This window comes from Sebaldella termitidis ATCC 33386, assembly GCF_000024405.1.
In the GTDB taxonomy this organism is placed as follows: Bacteria; Fusobacteriota; Fusobacteriia; order Fusobacteriales; family Leptotrichiaceae; genus Sebaldella; species Sebaldella termitidis.
Genome location: NC_013517.1, coordinates 748,125 through 762,779, shown reverse-complemented (window position 1 = coordinate 762,779; position 14,655 = coordinate 748,125). Strand labels below are relative to the sequence as shown.

Sequence of the window (14,655 nt, the reverse complement as noted above, 5' to 3'; positions counted from 1 at the left end):
ATATATCTATACCTTGTCTTGTTTATTTTGCATAAACAAGTACTGTATTGACAAGCTACAGCCATGAATTAAACTTTTTAATATACCATTTTTTTACTACCTGCGTAAGGAAACAATATGATATCAGAATTCCCGCAAGCCATACAAAGTAAAGCGGAGGAAGTGCAGTAAGATCTACCGAACGTCCAAATGATGTAAATGGTATTACTATTCCGGCTATCATTGCAAGGAATGTAAGCATCATTACCGGGAATGAAGCCGAATCCTGAATAAAAGGTATCTTCTTTGTACGTATCATATGTACAATCAATGTTTGCGACAAAAGTCCCTCTACAAACCATCCTGAATGAAATAATGCCTGTGCAGCTTCTGTTCCTGCACTGCATTTAAATACAAACCACATCACCAAAAAAGTAACTATATCAAATATTGAGCTTATCGGTCCTATAAAAATCATAAACCTGCTTATTCCAGATGCATCCCATTTTCTAGGCTGCTTTAGATAATCTTCGTCCATCGTATCCCATGGTATCGAAATCTGCGAAATATCATAAATAAGATTTTGTATAAGTATATGTATCGGAAGCATTGGCAGAAAAGGCAAAAATATACTTGCCACAAGTACACTGAACATGTTACCGAAATTTGAGCTCGCAGTCATTTTTATATATTTTATTATATTTCCGAAAGTTCTTCTTCCTTCTATTACTCCTTCTTCAAGCACCATAAGACTTTTTTCCAGAAGAATAATATCAGCAGATTCTTTTGCTATTTCTACGGCTGTATCGACAGATATTCCTACATCTGCGTCTTTCAGCGCCGGTGCATCATTGATACCGTCACCCATATATCCTACTGTATGCCCTCTTCTCTGAAGCGCCTTTACCACTCTTGATTTTTGAAGCGGAGATAATTTTGCAAATATTGTAGTTTCCTCCACAATATTTTCCAGCTGTAGCTCACTAAGCTCTTCTACCTCTACCCCAAGAATTATTTTTTCTGCTTTTATTCCTACTTCTTTACATATTTTTTTTGTTACTATTTCATTATCACCTGTAAGCACCTTTATGCTGACACCGTACTCATGAAGCGCCTGTATTGCTTTTGCCGCACTGTCTTTAGGAGGATCGAGAAAGCCTATGTATCCCATCAGGAGCATATTTTTCTCATCTTCCACACTGAACAGCCCTTCACTTCTCGGATTCGTTTTCTGTGCCACTCCTATTACCCTCATACCGTCCTCATTCAGCTCTATTGCATTTTTTCTTACTTCATCCTTTATGTTATCAGTAAGCTCTATTGCTCTGCCGTTATAAACAGTATGACTGCATATCGAAAGCATTTCTTCTATTGCACCTTTTGTTACCATCTGCGTTTTCCCGCTTTTATCCTTTATTACCACTGACATTCTTCTTCTTGCAAAATCAAATGGTATTTCATCTACTTTTTCATATTTATCCTGTATTTTTTCCAGTCCTATTTCATTTCCATATTCTATAACTGCCAGATCCATAAGATTTTTGAGTCCTGTCTGGTAGTAGCTGTTCAGATAAGCATGCTTTAGAACATTGTCATTTTCATTACCGTGTACATCAAGATGCTTTTCAAGTACAATTTTATCCTGTGTCAGAGTTCCTGTCTTATCAGTACAAAGTACATCCATAGCACCAAAATTCTGTATCGAATTCAGACTTTTTACTACTGTTTTATGCTTTGACATAAAAACCGCGCCTTTGGCAAGGTTAGTGGTAACTATCATAGGAAGCATCTCGGGAGTCAGTCCCACGGCTATAGAAACAGCAAATAAAAATGCACTCAGCCAGTCGCCTTTTATTATTCCGTTTATTAAGAATACCAGCGGTATCATTACAAGCATAAATTTTATCAAAAGCCAGCTTACACTGTTTACGCCTTTGTCAAAGCTAGTCTCAGGTCTTTTTTCCGCAAGACTTTTTGCCATAGAACCAAAATATGTTCTGTTTCCTGTATTGACAACTATTGCAATTCCGCTTCCGCTGACTACGTTTGTTCCCATAAAACATATATTATCCAGCTCAAGGACTGTTTTCTTTTCATCCGGATTTTTTATAACATTATATTTTTCAGCAGGCTCTGCTTCTCCTGTAAGCATAGACTGACTTAAAAATAAATCCTTTGAATATATTATTCTCAAATCACCGGGAATTATATCCCCTGCCGCAAGCCTTACAATATCACCCGGCACCACATTTTTCATCGGAATTTCCTGTCTGTTCCCATCCTTACGCAGCACATCACTTGTATTATGAACAAGCGCTTTCAGCTTCTCTGCCTCTTTCCCGGATCTCATTTCCTGAACAAATCTCAGCATTCCGCTGATACCTACCATAAGACCTATTATTATAACTGTTGTCCAGTCTTTTTTACCCTGTGTTTCCATAAATACGTCCGTTATGAAAGAAACTCCCGCAAGTAGCATTAATACAACTACAAAGGGATTTATAAAAGCTTTTGATAACTGTGTTATCCATGTTTCCTGTTTATTATGCTTTACTTCGTTCAAACCGAATATTTCAAGTCTGTCCTCAGCTTCCTCTTCGCTCAAACCTCTGCTGCTGCTTTCTAATCCTTCATATACCTCGTTCATGTCCATTTCTGCATATCTAAACAGATCTGCAGCAGAAAAAGACAGAAAATTTTCTCTTTTTTTCATTGTCCTACCTCCAAAGCTATTATTTTTAATCTATGTCTCAAAAATATAAAGCCTTGAAGAATTTCATACAATAATTTTCCAAAAATTTATTTCATTACAATATGATGGAAGAAATCCTTCCACTTTCCATGCAAATACTTATATTATATGTAATTCTCCTGTGCTCTATATTCTTACTGGGTTCTTCCGGCATTTCTTCCACCTCCTGAATTTAATATTTATAAATAAAAAAACGCCCACATAAAGACGGCGAAGTTTACTATTACAGTATCGTACGAGTTTTAGCTTCTCAGGGCAATGAAATTGCATTATTCTAAGCCTTGAATCGACCTAGACTGCTCATACCAAAACGAAAAAATGTCTCCATCTTCCCGCGGCAGCAATCCGTATCCCTTGAGTTAACCTCACCTACCGATATTCAATTGACAACATATTATACTCATAAAAAAATACAAATGTCAAATTTTTTTGATTATTTGTTTTAATGTAATGACTTTTATCTGTTCAGATTATTTTCTCAGATTTCTCATATCCAGAACATATAAATTCTCATTTTCAAGTTCGTTCATTAATACTTCAAAAAACTTAAACTTCTTTACAAAAGCACTGTTAAAAAAATAAACTTCTTTTCTGTCTATTTCCCTGTCGATAATGACTTCCAGATTAATCAGCTCTTTTATATGCTTATGTATTTCAAAGCTCGGCATATTCAGTACTTCATTTAGCTCATCCTCGCTTATTGTCTTTTTGCAGTTAATCAGATTAAGAATTCTCAGTACATCTTCCTGTGCAATGCATTTTAATATTTTAGAAATCATATTTTCTCCCTTTTTTCTTTACTATAGCATGAATGAGATGATTTGTATATGAAATAATCAAGGGTTGATATCTTTTTTACGTGAAAATAAGGATAAAATAAAATTATTGATATATTTTTCCTTTTTTCAATTTTTATCCTCTAAACTACTTATTTTTATGATGCATTCTCAAATAAATTCTTCCGTTGCAATTAGAACAAAATATAATTCTTTCAAATAAAGTTGTATCAATCTCGCTCTCTGCATTGATATCTGTTACTTCAAGCTGTTTATATTTACAGACAGGACAAGGAATTTTTATTTTTGGATCATTTGCTAATAATATCCCTATTTCTTTCCATTTTTCATTCATCTTCTTATTTTTCACGGCTGACTCCCATTTTCATTGCTGTTTTTTTATTCATTGATCCATTTAAGACATTCTGATAAATTTTATTTTTCCATATCAAAAAATTCAGTTCCTTCTTTTTTTTCAAAATTAACATTTTCCCCAGTCAACCGGCATACCGATTTCAATAAATTTTTCAATCGGAAGAATACATTCATGGTCATTATCCACATAAATATTACGTAAATAATTATCCTGCTGCAATATTTTTTTCATAAGCTCTTTTGATGTATAAACCATCACAATAAAGCGGGGATTTTTAAACGGAATTTTCAAAAGCTCATCTTCTTCATAATCATCAGTCAGATTATCCAAATCATAGAAAATATGGTCTTTCCCATAATCTACACAATACCTGCCTTCATCCACATCATAGCAATTTATACTTTCATAATGCTCTATAGCCTTTATGCTGCTAATATCAAAATTTTCATCACCTATCAAAATAATCCACTGCATCTTTCCACCTTCATATATATAATTTTTCTGCTTTTATTTCTAAATTTTTCCGGAGCTATTTTTAGATAAAAAACTCATTATCTGATTATAATATTTTATCTTTTCTTTTGATCCTCTGTCAAATTATTACTGCTGTATTTTTACCTTACCTAAAAAAACCGCATGGAATAATTCCAGACGGTTTTATTGAATATATTTAAATAAATCATTCGGCATTTTTACTTAGAATGTGTAATCTACACCAAGCTTAAGGAATACTTTATCTCTTTCATTCATTTTCACTCCTGAAGCAGTCTGCATTTCTTCATCCTGATAATATGCTTCACCATACACACCTATACCGTTTTCTGCAGTATATCCCATTTTTGCTCCGTATCTGTTTCTTAACTTATTATCATTATCATAACCAAGAACTGTTTTTTCACTCTTATCTATTCCTATTCTTACAAAAGGAGATACGAATACACCGTTATTGAATTTTTTCTCATAAGCAAGTCTTAACTGCCATTCATCATAGCTGTAAGCCTGTACTTGAGCCGGTGATTTTTCATCTTTCTCATATTCATTGTAGACGCTGAATAAAACAGCCTGGTTTCCTTCAAATTTGTACTTTATCCCTGTTTCTATCTCATGATAATAGTCATCCCAGTTTTTAGTATCAGCCATTCCTCTGTATGCCTTAGTCGGCTGATATGTAAACATCCAGTTATTGAACAAAGTCCACTGGTCATTGAATTTATAATCCCAGTTCGGCTTAAATCTGTTTCCCCACTGCTCATCAGGCGATTCTCTTAATTCTCTTATTCTCAATTCATATTCAGGTCTAAATACGAAGCTTCCTGCTTCAAATTTGTATCCGATCATAAATTTATATCTGTCCTCATCTCCTGTGTGACCGCTAAGATTGACATTTCTATACTCGTAGTTAAACTCAACCCATAAAGGTATTTCTTTCATTGCAGCTTTTAATTTTATACCTTTTACATCCAGATCACTTGAAGAATATTCCGAATTATGATCCTCGCTTTCCATGTAAACCCCGGTAGTAATATTTACCTTTTCCAAAGCATACGCACTTCCTACAAGTCCTAAAAACAGACTTAAAATTGCTAGTTTTTTCATCCACAACCTCCAAAAATTTGAATTTATTTATATTAAAATATTGTTGCCCTAAATTCAGGCTGCCTTCCTGCGGCAGTCAACCAATAAAAATCAGCGAAATTTCATACCAATAAAAAATCTTCTGTATCTAATTTATCATCTCCTAATAAAATCCAAGAATCATAATTAATTATTTGTACGATTAATATATACCTCGTTTTTGGAAATTGTAAATACTGATCCAGTTATTTTTAATATTAATTAACCATATTTTTATTTTAATGAATATTATTTTTCTCACTTAATAAAAAATTTTCCCACAAAAAAACTGTCTGAAATATCAGACAGTTTTGCATATTTATATTGGAAGTAAATCACTTTTTATTATTCGGATTAAAAAGTGTAATCAACACCTAATTTCAGGAAGAATCTATTTTTATCAGACTGATCATGACCGTCTACTTCTCTAGGCTCATTCTGATAATATGTTTCTCCATATACGCCAAGACCATTGTCAGCAGCATATCCCATTTTAACACCATATCTTCCTTTTCCTTTAGATTTGATATCATAACCTTCTTTAGCTTCTTCTTTTTGACTTACTGTTATTCTTGCAAATGGAGATACTAAAATTCCATTATCGAATTTTTTCTCATAAGCAAGTCTTATCTGCCACTCATCAAACTTTTTAGCTCTTTGATACATATCAGACTTTTCTTCTTTCTTATATTCATTATAGAATCCGAAAGCTACTGCCTGATCATCAGCAAATTTGAATTTCAATCCTGTTTCTATCTCATGGTAATAGTCATCCCATGTTTTTGTTTCTGAATACCCTCTGTACGCTTTATTAGGTTCATAAGCAAATAACCATCCGTTGAACAATGACCATTGGTCGTTAAACTTATATCCCCAATTCGGCTTAAATCTGTGACCGACATTTTTTTCAGCCGATTCTCTTTTATCCCCTACTCTTAATTCATATTCAGGTCTAAAGCTAAAATCTCCTGCATTAAATCTAGATCCAAGCATAAACTTATATCTGTCTTCGTCACCCTGATGTCCTGAAAGACTGTCAGCATTTCTGTACTCATATGCAAATTCTGTCCATAAAGGAAAATCTTTAAAATCCAGCTTTGCTCTGACACCATGTACAGTTACATCACTTGAATTATATTCTGCATTATGATTTTCAGATTCCATGTAAACCCCTGTAGTTATATCTACCTTTTCCAAAGCATACGCACTACCCATAAGTCCCAAAAACAGACTTAACACTAGTAATTTTTTCATCACAACCTCCAAAAAATATTTTTTTATATAAATATTTAAAATCCGGCATTCTTAAAACAACAAATTTTAAATATTAGTAACTAAAACAATGTCATTTTCAAATTTTATTTTTATATTTTATGATATATAAAATAATCTAAAAACAATAATTAATATCATAAAAATTAATTACATAAAATTGATAATTACATATGAAAAAGAAATATTTTCACATTTTTTCTAATATATGACAAAGAATTTAATTCAACCAATAAAATATTAAACTCCAGTTCATTTGATTAAACATTCAATCTTTTTTCAATAAAAGCCACAAGGCATAAAAATATTGAAATTATAAGTTTAATACTTTATACCTCGTTTTTTCCATTTGTAAAGTCATATTATTATTTTTTTACTATTTACAGCATTTTTTTTATACCTTCATTATCTATTTCATTAAGATAAAAAGATGTTAATTTTAATAAACCATCTATATTACTTAAGTCACAACCCCATAATTTTTCAAGTTTAAGTACCTTTTCTACCATACTAGTATAATTGTGATTTTCTCCATCCCAAAGTTCATTATAAAATTCCAAAATATATGCATCATCTTTCAGATCAATTTTTTCTTCATTTCTGGTTCCTTTATAAAATCTTATCAGTGCCGCAAGTGAAAATACCAGCTTTTCAGGCAGTTTATCATACTTCTCATAGTATCCCAAAAGCTGCGGAAGAATTCTCGACTTGTATTTACTCATAGAATTCAGTGATATTGACATTAACATATGCTTTATATAAGGGTTTCTGAATCTGTCTATTACTGAATTTGCAAAATCTGTAAGTTCCTTCTCCTCCATATCCAATACAGGGATTATTTCGTCAAATACCGCTTCTTTCACATACTTTCCTATGACAGGGTCCTCTATGCTTTCTTTTACCGTATCAAGCCCGTATAAATAAGCCACAGGAACCATTAAAGTATGAGCACCGTTCAATATACCCACTTTTCTTAGTTTATATGGTTTTATATCATCCACTATTTTTATATTCATATTGACTTTATCCAGTTTCAGCTCTTTTTCCAGCCATTTAGGACCTTGTATTACAAACAGGTAAAAATATTCTCCTGTAGTAATAAAATTATCCTTATATCCCAGTTCTTTTTCCAGCTCTTCCTTTTCAGAAAACGGATATCCTGTTACTATTCTGTCTACCAGTGTAGAACACCATGTATTTGCTTCTGTCAGCCATTCCTTAAATCCGCTGTCCAGCTTCCAGATATCAGCATACTTCATTACAGTTTCTTTCAGAATTTTACCGTTATAGTCTATCAGCTCACATGGCAGTATTATAAATCCGCTGTCTTTACTTCCCTTAAAAAGCTTATATCTTTCATGCAGCAGTCTTGTAAGTTTTCCGGGAAATGTGCTCTGCGGTCTGTCTTCATATTTATCATTCCCGTCAAATACAATTCCTGCTTCTGTAGTATTTGATATAATCCATTTTATTTCAGGATTTTCAGCCAGCTTCAGATATTTATCAAATTCCTTATAAACCGGTATTTCCCTGTTTACAGACTGAATAAGCCTGTAGTCCTTTACTGCCTCGCCGCTTTCATTGATTCCCCTTATAACAGTAGTATACAGCCCGTCCTGTGTATCCAGAAGGGGTACACTGTCATAATCAATCGGTCTTATAACTGTAATTCCCGAATTAAAATCAGTTTTTTCATTTAATATATCTATCTGCCAGTCAATAAAACATCTTAAAAAGTTTCCTTCCCCAAACTGAATTATTTTTTCGGGATATCTTCTGGTTCTTTCCAAAAAACTCTCTCCTCTCTAAATAACCATAATAAAATCTTACAATTCAAAATATAAACCTGATACGGCTTATTCTACATTGTTCCTGATTATTTCTTCACCCTCGGCATTTTTTACAGTCAGATTTTTTATTTCAAGATCTTTTATATTATTAAAATAAAATCCTCCTCTGCTTTGTGAATCAATAAAATCCATCATTGCCGGAATATCCCTCCTTGGATCCTCGGCAAAATCTATGGTAAGATTTTCTAACACAACCCTCTCTATCTTTCTTTCAGGAAGTCCGTACATAAATCCCGCACATACCTCCGAATTTTTACATACCATATTTTTAAAAGTAATATTTTTTATAACCGGAGTTTCTTCTGTTATTTCCAGTTTATCTTTATTCCATACATATTCTGTTTTTCCGTCACTGTCGCAATAATAAAATTCATTTATTACAAATGGTGTCAGGACTTTGTCCATTACTATATTTTCAGCATGAATCCCGTCAATTATTCCGCCTCTTCCCCTTCTTGTTTTTATTCTCAGTCCTCTGTCTGTATTTTCAAAGAGACAGTTTTTTATATTTACATTTTTTATTCCGCCGGACATTTCACTGCCTATGACCACACCTCCGTGTCCAAATTCCATATGACAGTTTTCTATATTTATATTTTCCGAAGGAATACCTATTTCCCGGCCTATTTTACCTTTTCCTGACTTTATTGCTATACAGTCATCGCCTACAGAGAATTTCACCCCTATTATACTCACGTTCTTACATGATTCCGGGTCTATGCCGTCTGTATTGGGAGAATCTTTAGGATTCCTTATTTTCATATCAAAAAAACCAAGATTTGATGAAAAGACAGGATGCAATGTCCATGAAGGCGAATTTTCTATATTTATCCCCACTATATTTATATTACTGCAGTCTGTAAGAAATATCGTTCTGGGACGCCATGATATTCTCTTTATCTTTGCATCCTTCCACCAGGTTTCCCTGTCAGAATTACCGTCAATAGTTCCTTCACCAGTTATATTTACATTATTTACACTTACCCCTGTAAAAAGACTTGCAAAACAGGCTGCCGGCTCCCCTTCCCATGAACCGAGATAAAAAGTTCTGTCAGCTTTGTTAATACTGGCCGGAAGTATAGGATACATCTCTCTTTCTTTCAGAGCTGTAAGTCTTGCATTTCCGGCAATATTGATTGTGATATTGCTTTTTAGAAGAACAGGTCCAGTAAGATAATTCCCGTCACGAATTTCTATTATAGAATTTTCAGGTGCTGAAAGTATTGCTGTCTGAATAGCAAATGTATTCACTGTTTTTCCGTCACCTACAGCTCCGAATTCCCTGATATCCAGAATAAAAGCCGCAAATTCTGTTTTCACTTTCAGTTTATTGCTTTCTCCTTCTGAATTTTTCACGAAAATAATATATTCTTTATCGGGTATAAGATTATAAATTGTATTTATATTTTTTGAAGTCACGAGCTCTTTTTCCCCGTTTACATATATTTCTGTTTCTTCATCAAGATAAAAGCAGTTTTCATTTATTATCTGAAATGTAATTGTTTTCGGAGTTTTACATAACAGCTTTATTTTCATTTTATCTTCCTCTCTTTATTCTTTCAGTCCGCTCGAAGATACACCGTCAACAAAGTATTTTTGTGCAAAAAAGAAAATTATTAGCGAAGGCAGCAGCACTATCACTGACATTGCAAGAATTTTATTCCATTCCACCGCCGCACTGGCGTCCATTGATATTTTCAAGGCTATGGAAACAGGATATTTTTCTACACTTGACAGGTATATCAAAGGACTCATAAAGTCATTCATTGTCCACATAAACTGAAACAGCGCAACAGAGATTATTGCCGGTTTCAAAACAGGAACCAATACATAAATCAAAGTCTGAAAAGTATTGCATCCGTCTATTTCTGCAGCTTCTTCAAGGTCTTTCGGAATCCCTCTGAAAAACTGCACAAGCATAAATACGAAGAATGCATCTACACCGAATGCCGATGGAACAATCAAAGGCAGGTAAGTATCCAGCCAGCCAAACTGTTTATATATCAGATACTGAGGTATTCTTACTACTATTTCGGGCAGAAGCAGTGTTCCTATTAATATTCCGAATAATATTTTTTTCCCGGGAATTTTGAATCTTGCAAATGCATATGCAGTGATAACAGTAGAAATTATCGTAAAGAAAACCTTTGGTACGAGTATCTTAAAAGTATTTATAAAATATGTGGTGAAACTATATTCTGTCGAAGTCTCCCATCCTTTTACATAATTATCAAAATTAAGTGATTTTGGAATAAAGCCTACAGAGCTGAAAATTTCCGCATTGGTTTTAAATGATGAACCAATCATCCATAAAAGAGGATAAAGCATTATAAATCCTACTATTATAAGTACAGAATATCTTACAGCCGAATTTACTGTATTTTTCATTTTCATTTTTTTCAGCCTTTTTTTGTTCATTTCCACTATATCTTTATCTATAACAATATTTTCATTCATGTTATGCCTCCCCGTCTGAATAATATACCCAGTGTTTTGAAGTTTTGAATGTAAGTGCTGTAAATATAAGAATAATTACAAAGAGTATCCATGAAAGCGCACTTCCATAACCCATACTGAAATATTTAAATGAGTTGTCGTATATAAGCAGTGAGTACAGATATGTTGAATTCAGCGGTCCCCCGTTTGTAATAATATACGGACCATTAAATTCCTGAAATGCCTGTACCAGCTGCATAATAAAGTTAAAAAATATAACAGGCGTCAAAAGCGGTATCGTTATGCTGAAAAACATCTTCATCTTTGAAGCCCCGTCTATCTGTGCAGCTTCATAAAGTGTCTCCGGTATATTCTTCAATGCAGCCAGAAATATAACCATAGCGGAACCAAACTGCCATACTCTCAGCAATGTAAGCGTAAACAATGCTGTTGACGGATCTCCGAGCCAGCTTACGGTTCCGAGTCCTGCTTTTGTTGTCAAAACATTTATTAATCCCGTATCTGCAAATAAAAATCTCCATAAAACCGCAATAGCCACATTTCCACCCAGTATAGAAGGAATATAATAAGCCGTTCTGAAAAAATTTACCCCTTTTAGCTTGAAATTCAGTATATATGCTATAAATAACGCAAAAGCCAGTTTTATAGGAACTGTTAAAAACACATACTTAAATGTAACAATTAATGATGTAACAAATTTTTTATCCTGTGTAAATATCTTTATATAATTTTGAAATCCAATAAATCTTGGTGCAGTAATAAGGTCATAATCTGCAAAGCTCAAGACCAGCGTTGATACAAACGGAACCAGCTTAAATACCAGAATACCGATAATCCAAGGTGTCAGATAGATCATCCCCATCTGCTTTTTAGTTAGTTTCATCTTATTTCACCTCTCCTTATATAGCTTTATAAAATTTTCCATACAGGAAAGCTGTCATTTGCAGACTTCCCTGTATGCTTTTGTTATCTTATCTTGTTATACTGGCTAATATATCATTTCCGTCAGTTAATAATTTTTTTGCTGCCTGTTCCGCAGTTATTTTTCCATATCCTAATTCTTCAAATGTAGAATTGTAAAGCTCCTTAAATTTACTGTGTTCTACAAGAGTCGAAAGACCAAATCCCTGACTTGCCTGCATTTTTAAGTATCCTTCGTATGAAAGACCTTTTAACATATCCTTACCTTTTAATACATCCTGTGCAGCCTTACTTGAAGGTATCCCTCTTGAAAGCCCCAGTATTTCCACTGCCTCAGGATCATTAAGCATAAAGTCTATGAATTTTGCCGCCATTTCCGGATTCTTTGATTTCTTGTTTATCGCAAAAGCCAGTGAAACTTTTACTAAAGCTGCATTTTCTTTAGCTGCTCCGTCAAGTGTAGGAAATTCCCCTACTACCAGCTGCTGACCTTCTTCAAGTGTTCCCTGATATTTTTCTACAGAACTGTCCCACTCATAAACTCCCGCATATTTTCCTTTTATCCAGTTTACATCTTCATTCAAAGGTACATTTCCTGCTGATAATTTTACAGGTAACGGAACCAATACATGTTCGCTTACAAGTCTTTCAAAAAACTTCATACCCTCTGTAAGCTCCTCTTCTGTATAGTTGATTTGCTTCTGATCATTAATAAACGGTTTTCCTGTTTTCTGCTCCAGATAGTAAAGCATTGTCTGAAATGCATACTCTGCATTTGCCTGCATTGGATAGTAATCATCCCCTAATTTTTCCTTAAATACTTTTCCTGCGTTAAAAAGCTCATCCCAAGTTTTTGGAATTTCCAGTCCGGCTTTTTGAAATGTATTAGAATTATAATAAAATTCTTTTGCAGTTATTCCCACGGGAATAGCATTTAATTTTCCGTCTATTGTAGTTTTTGCCAGTTCTTCCTTTGAATAGTTATCTAAGTGCAGCTGTTCAGCCATCTGGTTTAAGTCGTAGTATCCGTTTCCGTCTTTGGAGAAAGCATCCAGCCAGTTATGATTTACCTGCATAATGTCTGCTGCTGTTCCTCCGGCCATCTGAGTAGTTATTTTCTCATAATGTCCTGTCCATCCAGAATATTCAGCCTTAATTTTTACTCCTGGATTCTTTTCCTCGAAGAGTTTTATTACCTGCAGAGTTTTTTCATGTCTTTCATCTCCACCCCACCATGAAAATCTCAAGGTTACTTCTTTTCCGTCTCCTCCTGCGTCTCCGCCTGATTTTTTATCTCCGCCGCAGCTTATCATTAATAAAAATGTCATTAATAACATAAATATTTTTTTCATATTTTCCTCCTGAATTTTATTTTCTCAAATTTATTTTTTGATTCAAATTTATTTTGTTATATTCTGATTTTGTATTATCTCGCTGTAAGCCATAAGAAACGGTCCTGTTCCTTTGGCATCATTCGATATAAGCCTTTCTGAATAATAATATTCTTCGCTTCCGTCTCTGTACGGGTCATTACCCAGTCCAGCTACTCCGCATATACCGCCGAGAATTATTTTTCCGTCTTTCTCCGAAAGGTATTTTTTCATAGTTCCGTAAAAAGCCTTCTCACCGGATTTTCTATATCCGTCATCCAAAATTCCCAGACGGCATCCCTTTAGTATAGAGTATGCTATCATAAGTGTTCCGGAAGTTTCTGCATAGTTTTTCGGATTATCTCCCTTGTTTATTACCTGATACCACATCCCGTTTTCTTTATCCTGAAAATTTAAAAGTGCATCTGCTGCCTTTCTGAATACCTCCTTTACTTTTTCCTTTTTTTCATATTTATCATCAGTTATTTCAAGTACATCTATTAAAGCCATTACATACCAGCCCATTGCTCTTGACCAGAAATTCTGTGAAAGTCCTGTTTCGGAATCAGCCCATCTTTCTTCTCTCGATTCATCATAGCCATGGTAGTAAAGACCTGTTTTCCCGTCTTTCATATATTTTTCTACATTTAATATCTGATTGTATATATCATCATAACTCTTTCTGCTGTTAAATACATTTTCATATTCCAGATAAAACGGAAGAGCCATATACAGACCGTCAAGCCATACCTGATTCGGATATATTTTTTTATGCCAGAAATTCTTCTCAAGTGTTCTCGGATGTGTCATTACCTGTTCATAAAGTTCTTTTATTGCTGTTTCGTATTTTTTTTCCTTTGTTCTGCTATATATTGAAAACAGGACTTTTCCTGAATTCAAATTATCAATATTATATTCGGAAATTTCATAATTTCTTATTTTTCCGTCTTTACCTATCCATTTTTTTATATTGTCAAAAACGAAATCATAATATTTTTCATCACCGGTCGCATTATACATATCCATAATACCTGTATATATGCATCCATCCTCATAATTCCAGCTTTCTTTATAAAAACTAAAATTTTCCATTATCTGTTTAACAAAATTTTCTAACATTTCCAGCTCCTTTTATATTTTTTCATATATATCTTAAAAATTTTCATATAACTAAACTGATAATTTGATTATTTCTCTAAACCCTTTTATGTAATCAGTTTTTTAGAATTAAATTGATAAAATCATGTACAGTTTTTTACATAATTTTATTAAAAAAATCACATTACTT

General features: G+C 33.6%; 12 protein-coding genes and 1 riboswitch. All 12 genes read right to left on the bottom strand.

What is annotated here, in order from left to right; translation table 11 throughout:
* Positions 1–55: 55 nt before the first annotated feature.
* Entirely contained in the window at positions 56–2,692 is a 2,637-nt protein-coding gene (gene mgtA / locus STERM_RS03475) for a magnesium-translocating P-type ATPase (RefSeq protein ID WP_012860175.1), read from the bottom strand.
* Between the two features lie 257 nt (positions 2,693–2,949).
* Positions 2,950–3,115: riboswitch (M-box (ykoK) riboswitch) on the bottom strand.
* Between the two features lie 86 nt (positions 3,116–3,201).
* Complete coding sequence (locus STERM_RS03470; protein WP_012860174.1) at positions 3,202–3,510, bottom strand: helix-turn-helix transcriptional regulator; 309 nt, start codon at positions 3,508–3,510, stop codon at positions 3,202–3,204.
* Between the two features lie 145 nt (positions 3,511–3,655).
* Complete coding sequence (locus tag STERM_RS03465) at positions 3,656–3,877, bottom strand: hypothetical protein (RefSeq protein ID WP_012860173.1); 222 nt, start codon at positions 3,875–3,877, stop codon at positions 3,656–3,658.
* Positions 3,878–3,988: 111 nt separating this feature from the next.
* Positions 3,989–4,357, bottom strand: coding sequence for a hypothetical protein (locus tag STERM_RS03460; RefSeq protein ID WP_012860172.1), 369 nt, complete (start codon positions 4,355–4,357; stop codon positions 3,989–3,991).
* A gap of 222 nt (positions 4,358–4,579) precedes the next feature.
* A complete protein-coding gene (locus STERM_RS03455) occupies positions 4,580–5,479 on the bottom strand; it encodes an OmpG family monomeric porin (RefSeq protein WP_012860171.1) in 900 nt (299 codons plus the stop codon).
* A gap of 372 nt (positions 5,480–5,851) precedes the next feature.
* On the bottom strand, positions 5,852–6,751 hold the full coding sequence (locus tag STERM_RS03450) for an OmpG family monomeric porin (protein WP_012860170.1): 900 nt from the start codon (positions 6,749–6,751) through the stop codon (positions 5,852–5,854).
* A 398-nt stretch (positions 6,752–7,149) separates the two neighbouring features.
* Positions 7,150–8,559, bottom strand: coding sequence for a tagaturonate reductase (locus STERM_RS03445; RefSeq protein WP_012860169.1), 1,410 nt, complete (start codon positions 8,557–8,559; stop codon positions 7,150–7,152).
* A 66-nt stretch (positions 8,560–8,625) separates the two neighbouring features.
* Complete coding sequence (locus STERM_RS03440) at positions 8,626–10,155, bottom strand: glycoside hydrolase family 28 protein (protein WP_012860168.1); 1,530 nt, start codon at positions 10,153–10,155, stop codon at positions 8,626–8,628.
* A gap of 15 nt (positions 10,156–10,170) precedes the next feature.
* Positions 10,171–11,076 (bottom strand): carbohydrate ABC transporter permease, encoded by a 906-nt coding sequence (locus STERM_RS03435; protein ID WP_012860167.1) that lies wholly within the window; start codon positions 11,074–11,076, stop codon positions 10,171–10,173.
* 1 nt (position 11,077) lies between these two features.
* Positions 11,078–11,959, bottom strand: a complete 882-nt coding sequence (locus STERM_RS03430) for a carbohydrate ABC transporter permease (RefSeq protein ID WP_012860166.1) — start codon at positions 11,957–11,959, stop codon at positions 11,078–11,080.
* An 88-nt stretch (positions 11,960–12,047) separates the two neighbouring features.
* Positions 12,048–13,349, bottom strand: a complete 1,302-nt coding sequence (locus tag STERM_RS03425) for an ABC transporter substrate-binding protein (protein ID WP_012860165.1) — start codon at positions 13,347–13,349, stop codon at positions 12,048–12,050.
* 48 nt (positions 13,350–13,397) lie between these two features.
* A complete protein-coding gene (locus STERM_RS03420) occupies positions 13,398–14,486 on the bottom strand; it encodes a glycoside hydrolase family 88/105 protein (RefSeq protein WP_012860164.1) in 1,089 nt (362 codons plus the stop codon).
* Positions 14,487–14,655 lie beyond the last annotated feature (169 nt).

Excerpts from the sequence above, each read along its gene's own strand:
- STERM_RS03425 (WP_012860165.1), bottom strand. The coding sequence starts at position 13,349 with ATGAAAAAAATATTTATGTTATTAATGACATTTTTATTAATGATAAGC.
- STERM_RS03435 (WP_012860167.1), bottom strand. The coding sequence starts at position 11,076 with ATGAATGAAAATATTGTTATAGATAAAGATATAGTGGAAATGAACAAA.
- STERM_RS03440 (WP_012860168.1), bottom strand. The coding sequence starts at position 10,155 with ATGAAAATAAAGCTGTTATGTAAAACTCCGAAAACAATTACATTTCAG.
- STERM_RS03470 (WP_012860174.1), bottom strand. The coding sequence starts at position 3,510 with ATGATTTCTAAAATATTAAAATGCATTGCACAGGAAGATGTACTGAGA.
- STERM_RS03455 (WP_012860171.1), bottom strand. The coding sequence starts at position 5,479 with ATGAAAAAACTAGCAATTTTAAGTCTGTTTTTAGGACTTGTAGGAAGT.
- STERM_RS03420 (WP_012860164.1), bottom strand. The coding sequence starts at position 14,486 with ATGTTAGAAAATTTTGTTAAACAGATAATGGAAAATTTTAGTTTTTAT.
- mgtA (WP_012860175.1), bottom strand. The coding sequence starts at position 2,692 with ATGAAAAAAAGAGAAAATTTTCTGTCTTTTTCTGCTGCAGATCTGTTT.
- STERM_RS03450 (WP_012860170.1), bottom strand. The coding sequence starts at position 6,751 with ATGAAAAAATTACTAGTGTTAAGTCTGTTTTTGGGACTTATGGGTAGT.
- STERM_RS03460 (WP_012860172.1), bottom strand. The coding sequence starts at position 4,357 with ATGCAGTGGATTATTTTGATAGGTGATGAAAATTTTGATATTAGCAGC.
- STERM_RS03430 (WP_012860166.1), bottom strand. The coding sequence starts at position 11,959 with ATGAAACTAACTAAAAAGCAGATGGGGATGATCTATCTGACACCTTGG.